At 36.0% G+C, this 16,597-nt stretch carries 15 protein-coding genes; 6 read left to right on the top strand and 9 right to left on the bottom strand.

All coding sequences use genetic code 11. The features are described from left to right. Positions 1-17 precede the first annotated feature (17 nt). Positions 18-671, bottom strand: coding sequence for an NAD(P)H-dependent oxidoreductase (locus tag Q1K34_RS07480; protein WP_300436665.1), 654 nt, complete (start codon positions 669-671; stop codon positions 18-20). Further along, the gene (locus Q1K34_RS07475) at positions 655-1,107 is read right to left on the bottom strand and encodes a MarR family transcriptional regulator (protein ID WP_300436663.1); all 453 of its coding nucleotides are present in this window, start codon (positions 1,105-1,107) and stop codon (positions 655-657) included. The genes Q1K34_RS07480 and Q1K34_RS07475 overlap by 17 nt, the downstream gene beginning before the upstream one ends. 151 nt (positions 1,108-1,258) lie before the next feature. On the opposite strand from Q1K34_RS07475, the gene Q1K34_RS07470 reads away from it, so the two are divergent. The 3 genes from Q1K34_RS07470 (at position 1,259) to Q1K34_RS07460 (ending at position 3,784) form a co-directional block, all read left to right on the top strand. Further along, on the top strand, positions 1,259-1,570 hold the full coding sequence (locus tag Q1K34_RS07470) for a rhodanese-like domain-containing protein (RefSeq protein WP_300436661.1): 312 nt from the start codon (positions 1,259-1,261) through the stop codon (positions 1,568-1,570). A 153-nt stretch (positions 1,571-1,723) separates the two neighbouring features. Then, positions 1,724-2,929 (top strand): S8 family serine peptidase, encoded by a 1,206-nt coding sequence (locus Q1K34_RS07465; protein WP_300436659.1) that lies wholly within the window; start codon positions 1,724-1,726, stop codon positions 2,927-2,929. Positions 2,930-3,094: 165 nt separating this feature from the next. Continuing rightward, positions 3,095-3,784 carry an outer membrane beta-barrel protein gene (locus Q1K34_RS07460; RefSeq protein ID WP_300436656.1) on the top strand — a complete coding sequence of 230 codons (690 nt, stop codon included), beginning with the start codon at positions 3,095-3,097 and terminating at the stop codon, positions 3,782-3,784. A gap of 219 nt (positions 3,785-4,003) precedes the next feature. Here the strand turns inward: Q1K34_RS07460 and Q1K34_RS07455 are convergent, their stop codons facing one another. Next, entirely contained in the window at positions 4,004-4,591 is a 588-nt protein-coding gene (locus tag Q1K34_RS07455; RefSeq protein WP_300436653.1) for an HD domain-containing protein, read from the bottom strand. Positions 4,592-4,791: 200 nt separating this feature from the next. Then, positions 4,792-5,649 (bottom strand): 23S rRNA (adenine(1618)-N(6))-methyltransferase RlmF, encoded by an 858-nt coding sequence (gene rlmF / locus Q1K34_RS07450; protein ID WP_300436649.1) that lies wholly within the window; start codon positions 5,647-5,649, stop codon positions 4,792-4,794. 77 nt (positions 5,650-5,726) lie between these two features. Here rlmF and Q1K34_RS07445 point away from each other — a divergent pair, with 77 nt between their 5' ends. Beyond that, the gene (locus Q1K34_RS07445; protein ID WP_300436647.1) at positions 5,727-7,037 is read left to right on the top strand and encodes a DEAD/DEAH box helicase; all 1,311 of its coding nucleotides are present in this window, start codon (positions 5,727-5,729) and stop codon (positions 7,035-7,037) included. An 8-nt stretch (positions 7,038-7,045) separates the two neighbouring features. Here the strand turns inward: Q1K34_RS07445 and Q1K34_RS07440 are convergent, their stop codons facing one another. Both Q1K34_RS07440 and Q1K34_RS07435 read right to left on the bottom strand, forming a co-directional pair. Next, positions 7,046-8,473, bottom strand: a complete 1,428-nt coding sequence (locus tag Q1K34_RS07440; protein ID WP_300436643.1) for an exonuclease domain-containing protein — start codon at positions 8,471-8,473, stop codon at positions 7,046-7,048. Positions 8,474-8,563: 90 nt separating this feature from the next. Beyond that, positions 8,564-9,661 (bottom strand): hypothetical protein, encoded by a 1,098-nt coding sequence (locus tag Q1K34_RS07435; RefSeq protein ID WP_300436640.1) that lies wholly within the window; start codon positions 9,659-9,661, stop codon positions 8,564-8,566. A gap of 384 nt (positions 9,662-10,045) precedes the next feature. Here Q1K34_RS07435 and Q1K34_RS07430 point away from each other — a divergent pair, with 384 nt between their 5' ends. Together Q1K34_RS07430 and Q1K34_RS07425 are read left to right on the top strand one after the other, a co-directional pair. Then, positions 10,046-10,924 (top strand): DUF808 domain-containing protein, encoded by an 879-nt coding sequence (locus tag Q1K34_RS07430; RefSeq protein ID WP_300436637.1) that lies wholly within the window; start codon positions 10,046-10,048, stop codon positions 10,922-10,924. Positions 10,925-11,102: 178 nt separating this feature from the next. Continuing rightward, positions 11,103-12,947: a PLP-dependent transferase gene (locus Q1K34_RS07425; protein WP_300436634.1), complete on the top strand. Its 1,845-nt coding sequence runs from the start codon at positions 11,103-11,105 to the stop codon at positions 12,945-12,947. A gap of 296 nt (positions 12,948-13,243) precedes the next feature. Here Q1K34_RS07425 and Q1K34_RS07420 read toward each other — a convergent pair whose 3' ends face one another. From Q1K34_RS07420 to Q1K34_RS07410, 3 genes are all read right to left on the bottom strand, one after another. Beyond that, complete coding sequence (locus Q1K34_RS07420) at positions 13,244-14,644, bottom strand: FAD-binding oxidoreductase (RefSeq protein WP_300436631.1); 1,401 nt, start codon at positions 14,642-14,644, stop codon at positions 13,244-13,246. 99 nt (positions 14,645-14,743) lie between these two features. Then, positions 14,744-15,130 carry a cupin domain-containing protein gene (locus tag Q1K34_RS07415; RefSeq protein ID WP_300436628.1) on the bottom strand — a complete coding sequence of 129 codons (387 nt, stop codon included), beginning with the start codon at positions 15,128-15,130 and terminating at the stop codon, positions 14,744-14,746. A gap of 356 nt (positions 15,131-15,486) precedes the next feature. After that, the gene (locus Q1K34_RS07410; RefSeq protein WP_300436625.1) at positions 15,487-16,596 is read right to left on the bottom strand and encodes a nickel-binding protein; all 1,110 of its coding nucleotides are present in this window, start codon (positions 16,594-16,596) and stop codon (positions 15,487-15,489) included. Position 16,597 lies beyond the last annotated feature (1 nt).

Genomic DNA, 16,597 nt, shown 5'->3' with positions numbered 1-16,597 from the left:
GATCTGTAAATTTTAGATTAAATTATTTCTATTAAGTCTTTTTTTGATTTTCTCACTTTGGCTAAATGCTGGTAATTATCCTCTTCGCTTCTGTAACCAATAGGTGCGATAACTGCTGTTGTGAGATTCTTATCTTTTAAGCCAAGGATCTCATCAAATTTTCCAGCATCAAAACCTTCCATAGGGCAGGTGTCAATCTTTAAATTTGCTGCCGCAGATAATAAATTTCCAAGAGCAATGTATGCCTGTTTCGCTGCCCACTCCTGTTGCTTTTCAGCAGGAAGCTTTAAAGTGGTGTTCTTTATCATGTCTTCCATGCCTTTAAGATCTTCCCGGGTTAAATTGCGGGTATTGGCAATATTATCAAGATAAGTACTAACATAAGATTCAGTAACCGATTGAAGATTGGCAAAGACCAGGAGATAAGAGGCATCTGTTATCTGAGTCTGATTCCAGGCCGCAGCCTTCAACTTTTCCCTGATTTCCGGATTCTTCACCACTATTAATTCATAGGGTTGTAAGCCATAGGAAGAGGCGGTTAATTGAACACTTTCTAATAAAATATTCAGATCTTCCTGACTAATTTCTTTTTCAGGATTAAATTTTTTGGTAGCATATCTCCAGTTAAGATCTTCGTTGTATTTGCTTTGAGTTTTAACTTCTAAGTTCATTTAATTTAGTGTTAAGTGATAAAATTTCTTTTTTGTTGATTTTTCCTGCAATATTGTTTTCTATTTCCTCAATAAGAGGATCCAGTTTTTTTAATAATTCCAGACCTTTTGAAGTGATCCTTATCTCAATTTTTCGACGATTGGAAGGACAAACAATCCTTTCACAAAGGTTTTTTTCTACCAGTTTATCTACTAGTCTTGTGGTGTTACTCATTTTTGACACCATTCTTTCCTGAATTGTAGAGAGATTGGCAGGTTTATTCTTTTGTCCCCGAAGAATCCTTAAAACATTAAACTGTTGACTGCTAATGGAGAAAGGTTTTAATACTTCCGTGAGTTTTTCACTTATAAAATTTGCAGTCACAATAATATTCAATACCAGTTTTTTTGAATCTGGCATATCATTATTTGTTTTTAGTAGCTCTTCAATTTTCATTTGTATAAACAATATTTGTACATACAAATATAAGATGATTTTTGGTTCAATGATTTTAATATTTTGTTAAATTTTTAGGAGAGGCAGTTTCAGATTTTCCAGCTAAAAAAATAAGTTATCTTTACAAAATCAATAGTAAAACTTAATTATCATGCAAGAATTAAATCAGGAAGAATGGCAGAAGCAACTGAAAAATGATAAAGATTCTGTGATCCTGGATGTACGTACAGAAGAAGAAGTGGAGGAAGGATATATCCCGAATTCGAAAAATATTGATATTTATAAAGGACAGGGGTTTATTGATGAAGTAGAAAAGTTAGATAGATCCAAACATTATTATATTTATTGCCGCTCTGGAAAAAGGAGCTCGCAGGCCTGTACGTTATTAGATCAAATGGGATTTAATGAAACCTATAATCTATTAGGAGGATTTTCTGAATGGGAAGGGGAAACGGAAAACTGATAAGCAGACAAACGAGTTACAAATGGCTATTATTTTAATAGCCATTTTTTTTGCCATTTTTCGAATAAAAATGAATCTAAATTTGGATTTCGTCGATTAAAATGTACTTTTAGCTTTATTATTAACCAAATTTTAACCTAAAATTTATCATTAATGAAATTAAATTCGCTGAAAGTATTAGGAGTGGCAGCTATTACTGCTACTTTTTTAATGTCCTGTAATCAGGATTCACAGGTTCAAACTCAAGAAGCAGAAGTGATTGGAGCTTCTAGTTCACAGGCCATTCCCGGACAGTATATTGTGGTATACAAAAAAGACTTTATTAAAAGTATGGATAATGGTAAACTGAGTTATGAAAAGGCTCAGGAAAACATGAAATCCCAAACTTTAAAGCTTATGGCCGACTCCAATATTAAGGGAGAGGTGTTGAACGTTTATAGCAAAACCTTAAGTGGTGCTGCCATAAAATTAAATGCTGAAGGAGTTGAAGCTCTTAGAAAAAGAAAGGAAGTAGATTATATCGAAGAAGATAAATTTGTTACCTATGCACCGCCATCATGGGCCGGTGGCGGTGGAGGAGAAACCACAGGACAGGAAATTCCTTATGGTATTACTCGTGTAAATGGTGGTGTAAATTATACCGGCTCAAATGTAGTATGGGTAGTAGATACTGGGATAGACCTGGATCACGAAGATCTGAATGTAAATGCGTCACTTGGTTTTAATGCTTTTACTTCAGGTAAAGATGGAAAATCTTTAGATGATGGAAACGGTCATGGTTCTCATGTTGCTGGGACGATTGCTGCACTCAATAATGATGTAGGAGTAGTTGGAGTAGCTGCTGGTGCAACGGTTGTGCCTGTAAAAGTTCTGGATAGCAGAGGTAGCGGTTCATATTCTGGAGTTATTGCCGGGGTGGACCATGTTGGTGCTAATGGAAATACAGGGGATGTAGCCAATATGTCCTTAGGTGGTCCAGTTTCTCAAGCCGTAGATGATGCAGTAAAGGCGGCTTCTGCTAATGGAGTTAAGTTTGTACTTGCGGCAGGAAATGATAGTGATGATGCTAATAATCATTCACCAGCCCGTGTAAACGGTGTTAATATCTATACGATTTCTGCAATGGATTCCAGTGATAACTGGGCGTCATTCTCTAATTTTGGAAATCCACCTGTAGATTTCGCCGCACCTGGTGTCGCTATTAAATCTACCTGGAAAGATGGAGGTTATAATACTATTAGTGGTACATCCATGGCTGCACCTCATGCTGCCGGAGTTATCTTTCTGGGTAATTTTACTACTGATGGAACTGTAAATGGAGATCCTGATGGGAATGCAGATGCAATTATCGTTCATTAATTAACTAAACTACCAATATATAGAAAGCACCATTCACCATGGTGCTTTTTTATTTATGATATACTGAAAGATATTTTTTTCCGTTAAAAATATAGAATGGAGTATTTGATTAGTCTATTAAATTGATATATTTAACCCCGATTGTCCGCGAATTATACTATAGTTATGAATAAAGCACTTTACTTATTTTTTATTGGATTCTTATGCTTTTCTGTATCTCATGCACAGGAATTTAGCTTCGGAATTAAGGGAGGTCCCAGTTATGTAATGGGAGGTCAGATAACGGGTAGAGTAGGCGGCGGGACCGATTTTGCTGGAACCGTAGAAGCCGATTCCCAATTTAAATATCACGGGGGAGGATTTTTTGAGATACGATTTAACAAATTTCTTATTCGCCCTGAAGTTATTTATAGCGCAATGGAAACAGAATTTCAATTTCCTACCCAACCCTCTACATATGCAGTTGAAAAAGTAAGTGTTCCCTTACTTTTCGGTTATAATGTATGGGGACCAATAGATATTTATGGAGGGCCTGCTTATCAAAAAATACTGGATGCTTCCTTGGAAGGAAACGAACCGGATCAACCGGTTGTTGTTCAAAATAATCCATTGGCAGCCCAGGCTGGGATAAAAGCGGCTTTTGGTAGGTTTGAGCTTGATCTTAGATATGATCGCACTTTAGCTTCAGAAGAGCCTTATATTATTAATATAGTGAATGGCGGCAATGAAGGTTTTGGAATCAACACGGCAAATTTTGATGATTCTCGTTTAAATCAAATACTGCTTAGTATAAGCTTTAAGATATTTGACAGTGCTGCAAATCCAGGAAGAAGAAAAGGTGGTTGTTATTTTTAAGCCTTGAAGCTCTTCAAATAAGTTTAATAAAAAATTTAAAAGGGATAACGAAAGTTATCCCTTTTTTTGAGTTGGTTAGTTAAAGAATAAGGTTGAAAATTCACCTATGCTGTATACTTACTCCATAACCAAAACTTTGAACTTTAAAGTTATACTTATTTTTTTAATTATCCTACTGAGGGTAAACCCGTAAAAACTGAAGCCTAATTTAATTATTTATTAATCAAAATTTTTCCACATCTCAGTGATTTTCTCTAAATGTTTTCTTTTTACCGGCTCAAGCACTTTTATTCCAAAATTTGTATGAAAATGGTGCGATTTTAGAAAATCAAGCTGAATCTTAACCCATTCTTTTTGGGTCAGTTCAGGGCGGTCATGTTTTAATTCGAGGTATAATTTATTGGAAAAGTAATCATAGTTTTCTGTTCCAAGGTAAAATAGATCGGCATCAGCAATTATATCTTCATATAGATTACTCGTTTTTTGTGGAATTCGGGTTGCATTGATCATCCCGCAGATAGTTTTGATCTGGGCCTTTGAAAAATTATATTCCGGCAATTCTTTAGTGGCGAGCTTACAGCTTTTCTCTTCATGTTCTTCCCTGCCTAAAATAAAACCGGCATCGTGATATAAAGCAGCAACTTTTATCAGGTTAATTTCAGAAGGACTTAAATTTTCTTTTTCAGCTAGAAAAACAGATTTTTCTATAACATCCTTGGTATGGGCTGCATCGTGGTAGAAAAGATTAGCTGGTAGTTTTTTTTCCAACCTGAGATGCACCTTATAGAAAATATCGGTTTTCTCCATTTCTATATAGGTTTATCAGTAAACATTTTCTGAATTAGTAGAGGAGAAAAATTTGATATTTCAATAACAGGAGAAAAGTTTGTTGCCCGTTTATAATTATAAAGTGCATTCATATAAAAGCCTTTATGACCACGTTTTTTAAAAGTAATCTCGATATACGTAACAATATACTTTAAATAATTCATTTTTAGCAATCCTCCTTATTCAAACCGCCAGGCGATAAATCTACTTTTTTTATTGCCCTGGCTCATTTCAACAGTTCTAAAATCGGCGTCTATCTTATTCAGTTGTTTGTAGATTTTCGGAAGATTCTCCTTTTTTGAAACAAGACAGGTAAACCAGCCGACTTGTTTTTTAAACAAAAGACTTTCTTTGATCATCCTTTTTATAAATAAGGATTCACCACCATTGCACCATAATTCGTTCGCCTGTCCGCCGAAATTTAAATTTTTAAGGTGCTCCAGGCCAAGATTTTTAATTTTTCGGTAGTTTGCTTTTTGAGCTTCCTTTTCCGAAGAATGAAAAGGAGGATTACACATGCTGAAATGATAATAATCAGCTTCCTCTATAATTCCTTTAAAAATACTACCGGGATCTTTTTGCTGAACAATGCTGAGGTTATTTGAAAGCTTTTTATCTGAAATAACATTCTCCCTGGCAATTTCAACCGATTTTTTTTCTATATCTGTCCCTATCATTTTCCAATTATAGATTCTACTTGCCAGAATGGGAAAGATTGCATTTGCACCCACCCCAATATCAATGCCTTTAATTTCTCCCTGTATATTTTCTTCTGAAAGCAAATCATTTAAATGATGAATATAATCTGCTCTGCCGGGAATTGGCGGACATAAATAATTCTTCGGGATGCTCCAGCTTTCAACCTGATAATGAAAATTCAGCAATGCCTTATTTAGCTGAAGTACCGCTTCGGGATCGGCGAAATTTAAGGTTTCTGTTCCATATTTATTCAGAAAGACAAAATTTGATAGTTCTGGATTAGATTGAGTTAAGGCGTCAAAATTATAAGGAGCTTGATGAATATTACTCGGGTGCATTTTCAGAATTTGGAATTGGCCAAAGGTAAAAGTTTTCAAACTGAATAAACTCACCAATTTAGCTGTACTTTTACGGCATGGCCAATAATATCAAATCTGAAGAAGAAATTCTTAAAAAACTGAGGATATCAAAGCTCAACCCGATGCAAAAAGAAGCGGGTGCAGCAATAAGCTCCAATAACAATACTATTTTATTATCGCCTACCGGTACCGGAAAAACACTCGCCTTTCTTTTACCAGTTCTTAATGAATTAGATGCCGAAATTAGAGAAGTTCAGACACTGATCCTGGTTCCATCCCGTGAACTGGCGATACAAATAGAGCAGGTAATTCGTGAAATGGGAACCGGTTTTAAAGCGAATGCCGTTTATGGGGGCAGATCATCGGCTAAAGACAGGATCGAGTTGAAACATCCACCGGCTATAATTATAGGGACTCCCGGCAGGTTGGCAGATCATTTGCGCAGAGAAACTTTTTCTTCGGAAACTATCAAAACTATTATATTGGATGAATTTGATAAATCGCTGGAAATAGGATTTGAAGAAGAAATGTATGAAATCTTTGAGCTTTTGCCTACTATCAAAAAACGTGTTTTGACTTCGGCAACGCAGCATGTGGAAATTCCTCGTTTTGTGGGTATGAAAGATGCTAAAAAGATCAATTATCTCTCTGAAGAAAAACCACTTCTTCAAGTAAAAACGGTTAATTCGAAGAACAGGGATAAACTGGATAGTCTTTTAAATTTACTTGGCCATATTGGCAATAAACCGGGAATCATTTTTTGTAATTTCAAGGATAGTATTCAGTTTGTTAGCGATTTTCTTTCAGAAAATAATATTCCCCACGGGATTTTTCATGGAGGAATGGAACAGCAGGACCGGGAAAGAGCTTTGATAAAATTCAGGAATGGAACCCATCGAATTATTATCGCCACAGATCTCGCAGCCAGGGGAATCGATATCCCTGAGCTTAATTTTATTATTCATTATCAGCTTCCTTTAAGAGAAGCAGAATTTACTCATAGAAACGGCAGAACGGCCAGGATGGAAGTAAAAGGGATAGCCTATGTTCTGAAATGGGAGAAAGAAGAATTACCAGAATTTATTCAGGAATCTTCAGTTCAAAATCTAGAAGCTAATTCTATAAAAAAAGAAACCGAATGGAAAACCCTTTTTATTTCCGGAGGGCGAAAAGATAAAATATCGAAAGGTGACATTGCCGGTCTTTTTTTCAAACAGGGAAACCTTAATAAAGATGAACTGGGGGCTATCGAATTAAAACAGGATTGCAGCTTTGTATCTGTAGCAGCTGCAAAAGCTGAGGATATTATCAAAAATTTAAATAATTCCAGGTTGAAAAAGAAAAAAGTGAGAATAAGACTGGTATAGAATTCAGGTTAAACAAACCATATTTCTTTTTCTCTCACTTCTTCCTCGTTCTCTGTGTTCAGGGTGATTTTTGAAAGATTCTTCTTGGTGTTTAAGTAGCTGCTCACAATCCTGTCAGCATAACTGGAAGTTTTGGAGGGGGTAAGAAAATTTTTAAATTCCTCAGGATGATTGAAATCTTCAGTAGGCGATATAAAACCATATCCTGCATACTTTCCTTTATTAAGGTAGATAAAAGCCTTTTCTTCCCTGGTTCGGCCTTTTTCAAGTATTAGGCAGGAGTCATCGAATTTTTCGATATACTCAATGGCTTTAGCTACTCTAAGATTATATTCCTCTTTTGAAATTTCTTCCTGGCACATTCCACTACAAGTCGAGATTTTATAGTGATCACAAATTTTCACTCCAGCTTGCAAACCACAATATTTTGGACATAATTCAAATTTCGCACATACATATTCCAGAAATTTAATAGCCTCTTCACGGGTATAAAATTTCATCCAGCTTACAGGAGCAATTTTATTTTTATGTAGAGCGAATTGTTCAATTCCTTTTTGATTGTGATAGGAGGTAAGTGTATACGGTCTGGATATTTTTTTCTGCGCTTTATTAAATTTTGGAAAATACTTCAGGATCAATTCAGATTCTCTTAGTAAGGCAAGTAGTTCGCTACCTGTAAGCTCATAGTCGATGCTGTAAGTTTCCTGCATCAGCTTATATTTTCGATTTGACTTTTCCTGAAAATGGGATTTAATCCGACTCTTAATATTTTTTGCTTTACCTATATAAAGAGGTCTTCCGTCTTTATCTTTAAAAAAATAAACACCGGTAGCGGCAGGAAGTTTTTCAAAATCTGAACTTTTAAAGTTTGGAGGTAAATATGAAGCTGCGGTTTTTTGATTGAGCAATTGATTTATAATTTCAAATTCCGGGTCCAGCGTTAGGCACCTTTTAAATAAGGTCACCGTCGCATCACAATCTCCTTTGGCCCTATGCCGGTCTATATGGGGAATATTTATAGAAGTACAAATATTACCTAAACTATAAGAAAACAAACCTGGGATTAGTTTTTTAGTGAGCCTTACCGTACACAAGCGTTTCCTCTTAAAGGCCATGTCCAGATCTGCAAATTCTGCCCGCACAATGTTATAATCAAAATTCACATTGTGGGCAACAAAAATACAGTCTCTGGTTATCTTATCAATTTCATCGGCTATTTCTGAAAAATGAGGCGCATTACTTACCATTTCATCATTAATACCAGTGAGGCTTTCAATATAGAGCGGAATGGCCTGACTGGGATTTACTAAAGAGGAATATTCCTCGATCACTTTAGCATTCTGGACTATGATCACGCAAATTTCTGTGATTTTATTTCCTTTGATCCCATTGCCGGTAGTTTCAATATCAATAATGGCGAATTTGACATTTTTCATGCCGGAAAATTACTGCTTAATTGGAAATTATCCAAATGATAGGAAAAAATCCAATATATTTTCATGTATGAAGATATGATTCTATATGTTCTAAGGATTTTTCAGTTTTTCTATGGTAGCATAAGAAAGTCTTTCTTGATAGTTGATTAGAATAAATTCATAAACCTCCTTCCATTCACTGGCATTTTTGTTCAGTAGTGCTTTTCGATTCTTTAGGAGTTTGTCCATGAGGCCATTCAGGGAATACTGCGGAAATTCCTGATGGTAGGTTTCTAATTCAGCTATAGCTCTATCTAAATTCTTTTCAAGGATGCTCTTTAAAGCTCCGGAGAGAAGCTGCGAGGCTTCTTCTTTTCTTGCTTCAGAACTGAATTTGATGTTGCCGAATTGTAGCTGGATCCCTCTATCATCAAATTCTTCCAATGTCTTAAGGTTGTTTTCCATATTATTTTCTACTAGTTGAACCTTTTTATTTTCATATTCTTTGATGGCCATTACCTGGGGATAAAGACTGGTTTCTTCATCATATATTTTAGATTTGATAGTCGCCAGGGCCTGCATGGCATTCTGAATGGTGGTCTGGTTAATTTCGGAAGGCAAAGGAATTAAAGTTGTGACTTCTTTAGATTTAATACCAATAACCTCAATGATAAGTGTTCCGCTCAATTTGCCCGCTTTAGCAGCCAGACCAATGGAATAAAGATCACTTATATTTATACCGCTTTCGGCAGTGGTAATTAAAGAAATTAGGCGCAAACCAACCCCGACTCTTTTGGAACCGATGAACTGTGTATCGGAAACCTGGGCTAAAGTGGCATATTTCATATAATCCATAGTCACTTTATAACTCGTATTCTTCCTGGAAAAACTTATAGGCAAATAATTAAAATCACCTTCCCTGCTGATTTCGGCTATCGAGACCAGAACAGTCTCATTATTAAGGAATCCCAGGATTTCTTCTCTATTTAGAAGTTTTATGTCCTTAGAAACCAAAAAACTATTTCCGTCCGCGATAAGGATCTTCTCCTCGAATTCTACCGGATCTACCGGTTCATATCCTCTGAAGTTCTTATAGGTTTGAGGATTCTCCAGTAGCTTTTCGTGAGCTTCTTTCGTTGGATCAGCTTTAAAAGCGCTGCAGCCTGATAAAACCAGGCAAACCAAAGTAATATAAATAGTGATCTTCATTTTCTATAATCTGAAATAAATTAGAGTCTGACTGCAACTAATTGAAATACAGTTGTTAAGGTAGTATTTCTTTTTATAAGAAATTCTTTCAGAAGCATTTTATAGAGCGGGGATACATAAATAATATAAATGAATACTGGCGTGCATATTGGGAACAACTGGAAGTCGTTAAAAAAGAACTTGATAAAGAAGGAATCAAAATGTCAATTGCGAAGTATGCGATTTATAAAGAAGCTTAAGGTTTTCTGGTTTCAGCTGGACCATTAAAATTGAATGCAGCTCTCTTATGGTAGGTATTTTTTTAGCAACTATATAGCAAAGAATAATTTTTTGGATCCATTTAAAATATGGAACTTTCCTGACTCTAACACTAAATAATATTCTATGGCCTCAGGATTTTTTGCCTTATTAGATGATATTGCAACGCTCATGGATGATGTTGCGGCAATGAGTAAAGTCGCAGGAAAAAAAACGGCAGGACTTTTAGGAGATGATCTTGCAGTTAATGCAGAGAAGGCGTCCGGATTTCTCTCTAATAGAGAAATCCCCGTTCTATGGGCAATTACGAAGGGATCTTTCCTTAATAAAGTGATTATTCTGCCCATAGCCTTTTTGCTCAGCGCATTTGTGCCAATCGCTATTAAAATAATTCTGATCATAGGGGGATTATATCTCGCCTATGAAGGAGCTCATAAAATTTATGAATGGATAGTTCCTCATACAAAAAAAGAGGATGTTCACAATTTACAGGGGCTCTCAAAAGAAGAAATGTTAGAACATGAAAAGGAAAAGATTAAATCTGCAATCCTGGTAGATTTTATTTTATCGGTAGAAATTATCATAATCGCACTTAGCACCGTAGAGCAAGCCGAGCTTTTAAATCAGATTGTAGTGGTTTCTATAATTGCAATTATTGCAACTATTGGTGTTTACGGAATTGTTGGACTGATTGTAAGGATGGATGAATTTGGTTTGAAGCTGATTAATCTGAACGAACGTGAGGATAGTTTTTCTGATAAGATTGGTCGTTTTCTAGTCAATGCGCTTCCATGGATAATAAAATCGCTAAGTATTATTGGAACCATAGCTCTAATTCTTGTATCCGGTGGAATATTTGTTCATAATATTCATTTTATTCATGAACTTGTGCATAATTTACCTTCGATACTGGGAGAATTCCTGGTGGGGCTTATAGTTGGTTTTTTAATGCTTCCAATCGTCGGACTTGGTAAAAAACTTTGGAAATCCATATTTAAAAAATAAGAATTTTGATATTCTAGTCTAGACTTATATAGTTCATCTATCTGGAATAGTATACTTACCTGCAATTTATAGTACATGCCAACTTCTTCTGAAATTATAAATCTATATTAATAAAAGGGAGGAGGTTTTTAAAAATAAGCTAATTCAGTTATATTCCCGGCCGATCTAATTAAAGAATATGAAAGAGCAGAATATACGTGTGTATTTAGAGGAGGTAGTTGAAAATATGCCCATAGATTGGCTTAAGCTAACTACCCATCGCCTGGATATTTATAATGAATCCCTTGCAAAAACTGAATTTCTCGAAAAGTTTGAAGATTTATATAATACCAATAATGCTGAAAAATCGGCATTGAGTGAATTACCTACAGCCTTTGATTATATACGCCTTGGACATCCATTATCTACCATTTTGGAATGGGGGATTGCGAAACTGAATGGCCTTGAAGCTGATTACGTTATCAGTTTTTCTTCCAGGATGATGCCTGTTATGGCGGTGCTTCGGAAGAATCTTTTCGAACAAAAGAATACACTGATCTGCTATACTGGGGAATTACCAGAATTTTTTGATTTTGAAAGCCTTGAAAAAGTATATGGATATTCCTTCGAACTTAAAAAAATAGGTAGTGCCCAGGAAGTACCCGAATTTAATGGTAGCAGAATTTTTATTTCTCAAGAGGATGATCTTACAGATGTAGATCTAAATTCGAATATTGACTTTTATATAAGTCTACTTGCCGAATTGGGAAGTATAGTCCTGGTAAACGGTTCAGGAAATGAACAGTATATACCCGAAATTCAGCATGTAAGAAGAAGGGAAAGTATTGCCATGACCCCTGCAGATTGCCATATTGCCCTACAGCAATTGATAGGCAACTCAACATTCTCTCGAGAGAAATTCAATGATAAGGAAAACAAAGTAAAAGTGGTTGATACTATTCACATCATCACCGCTACCAGCTCAAAAGTACTTCTTGGTTCCTGCGGACTTTCGGTACAATACGCGATTATGATGGGGCTTATTGATGATGCAATGGAAAAACATCCGGAAAAACCGATAAAAATTATCGTTCCTCCAAATTGTTATGGAGGTACTAATGACCAGGCTAGAAGGGTAGCAGCCTGTCTTGGGAATGTAGAGATTCTTGACCTTCCGGTGGACGGGGAGAACGACATGGTGCAAAGTACAGACCAGGTGCTCAATAGTGTAGCTAAGGAAGGTGCAGTTCCTTATATAATTGCAGAGATTCCAACCAATCCCAGGGTAGAAGTACCCGATCTCGAAAAATTGAGAAAAGTTTTAGCAAAAGAACGTAAAACTGCGACTGGCGAAACAGCAATAGATCCGGTATTTATTTTAGATCAAACTTTTTGTCCCAATGTACAATTCTGTGGAGAAGATGGGATACTTTCAGAGGTTAGGACGATTTCTTATGTGAGTGGTTCCAAATTTCCCAGCGGAGGTAGATGTACTGCCGGTTACTGTGTGGCTAATAATAAAGCGGAATCTCTGATGGATAAAATAGACAGGCATTTAAAAATATGTGATAACGGGGCAACAGATCTTCAGGTGAAAATTTTGGCGGAACAATTACCGTCGATGAATCAGCGAATTCAGGATGCATATAAGAATACCCGCGAGTTTGTTAACTTCATTGAAAAGACTTTACCTGAGGCGAAGATCAATTTTGTTTCAGAAGACCTGGCTAAAGAGGGATTTACACCTTCAGTATTTTCTTTAGATCTGCCAACAAGAGGAGAGAGTGAACAAGAAAGGGAAGTTTATAAACGGGCGCTGAATAATAAGCTGATCCATATGATGATCACTAATATTCCTAATGAAAGCAAATATTGTGTTAGTTATGGCCAGTTGAAGGGATGTTATTGGACAATTCCTGCCACTTCTACCCAGGGAACAACTAAGGAAGATGATAAGGATTATATTGCCCGGGTATCTGTTTCACCCAACCTTGATCTGGAATTACATAAAAAAGTCTTTGCAGATTTTGTAGCACAAATATAAATTATCCTTTTTCTGAAATTTATAACTTTTACTGGGCTTTATTGATGGTCAAAAAAAAGTCACCAAATTGTCCTGGCTTTAAGAAATTTTATCAGTGGTGTCCGATAAAGATTTTAACGTACGAACCTGAACCCGGTATTTTTAATAATTCAAAACTTTTTACTACTATCTATACGCTGCTTTTAAAAATTTTTGAATGGTGGCATTCTTTGAAAAACACAATATTAAAAGCGAAGCGGTCTAGTTTCTTTAACCGGACTGAGTAATTTTTTATCTCATCCATTTAAGAATCAGTATTAAGTTGATGCCTGTATGTTCTGATTAATTCTAAAGAAATTTTCAGGATCATATTGTTTTTTTATCCTGGCTAAGCGCTCATAATTATATTTATAACTGGTTTTCACCCGTTCCTGTCCTTCATCCATCATAAAATTTGAATATGCCCCTCCTGCAGAATGGCCATGAAGCGAGCTCCAATAATCTTTACACCACTCAGTGATCTTGTCCTTATTTGCAGGATCTTTATCTACTCCTACAATTACACCCGCATACTTAGCATCACGATAAGCCCATGGAGTTTCTTCTTTTCCCACTCTACTGGCTGCACCACTAATGGGATATAGATGCATCTGCGAAAGTGGAGTGGGTATTCTGGAGCCAAATTTTAAATGCTGTGCACTTATTTCAGGGTTGAGGTTATTAAAGAAATCAGCACGCCAGTACCATTGAAGGCCGGGAGGGAACAAACCATCAAACAAGGTTTGAATAGCAGGATAAGGCATTTCTCCTACATGATCGAATATTGGTTCTTTAGCCATGATAGGTTCAAAAACTTCTTTGGCTTTGTCCATAGGACCTGTGTAGCACCAAACGATGCCGCAAAATTGTTTGTTGTGTAAAAAATCCGGAAAGGGAGGACCCGGAATGACAAGAGTTGCTATAAATCCATTGAGATTATCAGTAGCTGTGTGGATAAAACCATCAAACCATTCCATAATTTCTTCAGTTTTTTCAATAGGCCATAAGGTAGGACCACCAAAAACAGTTTTCAGAGGATGTGCCTGAAATTTAAAAGAGGTAATGATCCCAAAATTTCCTCCGCCTCCACGTATGGCCCAAAATAAATCCTCATGTTGATCTTTATTTACAGTTACAAAAGAGCCATCTGCCAAAACCATATCGGCTTCGAGAAGGTTATCTATAGTAAGGCCAAATTTTCTGGACAAATAACCTACACCTCCTCCCAGGGTTAAACCTCCTACCCCTGTAGTAGATATAATTCCTGCCGGGATGGCCAGTCCAAAGATATGTGTGGCATGATCTACTTCCCCCCAGAGATTACCTCCACCAACCCTTACCGTATTATCAGAAGTGTTTACACGAACAAATTTGATCCCCGATAAATCTATAACCATACCGTCTTCGCATAAACCTAAGCCGCCGCCATTATGGCCGCCGCCCCTTATGGCTACCTCCAAATCATTTTCTTTTGCAAACTTTACTGAAGCAATTACATCAGCAACGTCTACACACAACACAAACAGTTTAGGTCGTTTATCTATCATTGCATTAAATACTTTCCTGGTTTCATCATAATTTTTATCTGAAGCCAATACTATTTTTCCTCGCAATTGAGTAGTAAATTTTTCAATTTTTGAAGAGTCGATATTTTGTTGAGAAGTTGTTAGGGTTGCCATGATTTTATGTTTAAAATTTAAGAGGAATGAAGATTTAATTTTGACAAAAGATTCCTTAAAAGCCAATTTTGTAAGGAATTAATTAATATGGTTTTTGAACTAAGCTTTAGTTTTCTCAATCATGTGATCGATTACTTTGGTATGTTCATGTTGTGGGCTGAACATAATGATTTCAGCATCCTCAATTACTTTTACATTATGCCCGGCTGGCCAGAAAAACAAGTCGTTAGTATTTACAGTTTCCTGAATACCTTTAGAATCAGTGGTTTGTATTTGTCCGCTCAGAACATAACCCCAGTGGGGACTCTGGCATAAGTTTCCCTCGAGGCCTATGAAGAGTGGCGTAGTATCTACACCTGCAGAGAGGCTGAAAAACTCACCGCTAATTTTACCTAATCCCGATGCATCTCCAAATTCTGTTCGTTGACGAATAATTGCACCGGGAATTTCCATTTTCACTTCGATATTTTCTTTTGCTACTCTCATTTTGCTGCATTTTAAAAATTATTAATAGCTTAAAGTTAACTAGCAATTAAAACCTGGATAGCTACTTTTGGTTCAACAAATACCAATTTTAGGTCAATAGAGTAATTAGGAGGGAAAGTCGCAGATTTTAGATTTGATAAAAACCATTAAAATCAGTGGTGTCCGGTTAAAGAAATTAGACCGCTTCGCTTTTAGATATTAGAAGTTAGACCTGGACTTAACTAACTGATAAACAAAGAAAGTTTAAAATTGTGTTTTTCAAAGATTTTTAAAAGCAGGATAGTAGTAAAAATTTTTGAATTATTGGGTTCTGGTTCGTTCTTGAAAATCTTTATCGGACATTACTGATTAAAGAATCATAAAAATCTCGATTTCAGATATTGGGAAGGAAGGATCCCGAAGCTTTCCTGAAAACATTTTGAGAAGTACGCGAGGCTGTTAAATCCTGTTTCAAATGCAACTTCTGAGACATTCAGGTCTTTTTTATTTAGAAGCTGTAATGCTTTAGTAAGTCGGTAATCTTTCAGAAAGATATTTGGAGATTTACCTGTTAAGGTGATAATTTTTCGATACAGCTTAGATTTACTATATCCAAAGTATTGGGTGAAATCACGAATATTTAAAGTGGGATTACACCATTCTTTCTCGGTAAAATTCACAAGATCCTTTAAAAATTTTTCTTCAGATGGATTCAGTGTTACAAAAGAGTCAGATGCTATAGAATTATTCGAATTCTCACTCTCATACAATTCTTTGACTTCAGTAGATAAAACCATTTTACCTACTACCAGATCATAATAAGATTGTGCTGTTTTTATAGTATTTTCAAAAAAACCTTCCTTTTCATCTACAGGGACACCTCCATTCAAACTCATTTTTAGTTTAACAGGGGAATCGTGGTTGGTATTAAAATTCTTTTTGAAATTAAGTTGAATTTCAAGAGCGCATTTAATAGCATTTGTAACAGAATCAAAAGATATCAAAAAATGATCCTGATTTATTTTTACCAGTCTTCCATCATGGCAACTTAAGGATTTAATAATCTCACTGTTCTGTTCCTTTATAAGTAAGTTAACCTTTTCATCCAGAACTTTTCTGAAAGAAGAGGGTTTTACTCCCACTACCATTATTACTCTGAAGGCGGGATCATTAATTATATTAAGTTCTGTTTTTTGGGATTTTTCAGGATCCTCTATACGGCCTAAAAATGATTCTACTATAGCATTATCTACCTCAATTATCCTGTGAGGAACTTCTCCGTGAGCCTGGTCATGCATTTCTTTGATAGCAGCTTTATTTGGAGCCTCGACCAGACAAAAAGCAGTTTTTCTTTTATCGTCGAACCAATAGGTTAATCCTTTACAGTTAAACCTGTGTTGTATTTTCAAATCTTTTTGATGCAGTTCTGCAACAATTTCAGCAGTTACTTCTTTTGAAACATCGTGACGGTCCATGTAAATCGGCATG

This window comes from Christiangramia sp. (assembly GCF_029937855.1).
Taxonomy (GTDB): domain Bacteria; phylum Bacteroidota; class Bacteroidia; order Flavobacteriales; family Flavobacteriaceae; genus Christiangramia.
This window is presented reverse-complemented; position numbering and strand designations above follow the sequence as displayed.

Excerpts from the sequence above, each read along its gene's own strand:
- Q1K34_RS07465 (WP_300436659.1), top strand. The coding sequence starts at position 1,724 with ATGAAATTAAATTCGCTGAAAGTATTAGGAGTGGCAGCTATTACTGCT.
- Q1K34_RS07445 (WP_300436647.1), top strand. The coding sequence starts at position 5,727 with ATGGCCAATAATATCAAATCTGAAGAAGAAATTCTTAAAAAACTGAGG.
- Q1K34_RS07440 (WP_300436643.1), bottom strand. The coding sequence starts at position 8,473 with ATGAAAAATGTCAAATTCGCCATTATTGATATTGAAACTACCGGCAAT.
- Q1K34_RS07410 (WP_300436625.1), bottom strand. The coding sequence starts at position 16,596 with ATGCCGATTTACATGGACCGTCACGATGTTTCAAAAGAAGTAACTGCT.
- Q1K34_RS07455 (WP_300436653.1), bottom strand. The coding sequence starts at position 4,591 with ATGGAGAAAACCGATATTTTCTATAAGGTGCATCTCAGGTTGGAAAAA.
- rlmF (WP_300436649.1), bottom strand. The coding sequence starts at position 5,649 with ATGCACCCGAGTAATATTCATCAAGCTCCTTATAATTTTGACGCCTTA.
- Q1K34_RS07420 (WP_300436631.1), bottom strand. The coding sequence starts at position 14,644 with ATGGCAACCCTAACAACTTCTCAACAAAATATCGACTCTTCAAAAATT.
- Q1K34_RS07430 (WP_300436637.1), top strand. The coding sequence starts at position 10,046 with ATGGCCTCAGGATTTTTTGCCTTATTAGATGATATTGCAACGCTCATG.
- Q1K34_RS07435 (WP_300436640.1), bottom strand. The coding sequence starts at position 9,661 with ATGAAGATCACTATTTATATTACTTTGGTTTGCCTGGTTTTATCAGGC.
- Q1K34_RS07415 (WP_300436628.1), bottom strand. The coding sequence starts at position 15,130 with ATGAGAGTAGCAAAAGAAAATATCGAAGTGAAAATGGAAATTCCCGGT.
- Q1K34_RS07480 (WP_300436665.1), bottom strand. The coding sequence starts at position 671 with ATGAACTTAGAAGTTAAAACTCAAAGCAAATACAACGAAGATCTTAAC.
- Q1K34_RS07475 (WP_300436663.1), bottom strand. The coding sequence starts at position 1,107 with ATGAAAATTGAAGAGCTACTAAAAACAAATAATGATATGCCAGATTCA.
- Q1K34_RS07425 (WP_300436634.1), top strand. The coding sequence starts at position 11,103 with ATGAAAGAGCAGAATATACGTGTGTATTTAGAGGAGGTAGTTGAAAAT.
- Q1K34_RS07460 (WP_300436656.1), top strand. The coding sequence starts at position 3,095 with ATGAATAAAGCACTTTACTTATTTTTTATTGGATTCTTATGCTTTTCT.
- Q1K34_RS07470 (WP_300436661.1), top strand. The coding sequence starts at position 1,259 with ATGCAAGAATTAAATCAGGAAGAATGGCAGAAGCAACTGAAAAATGAT.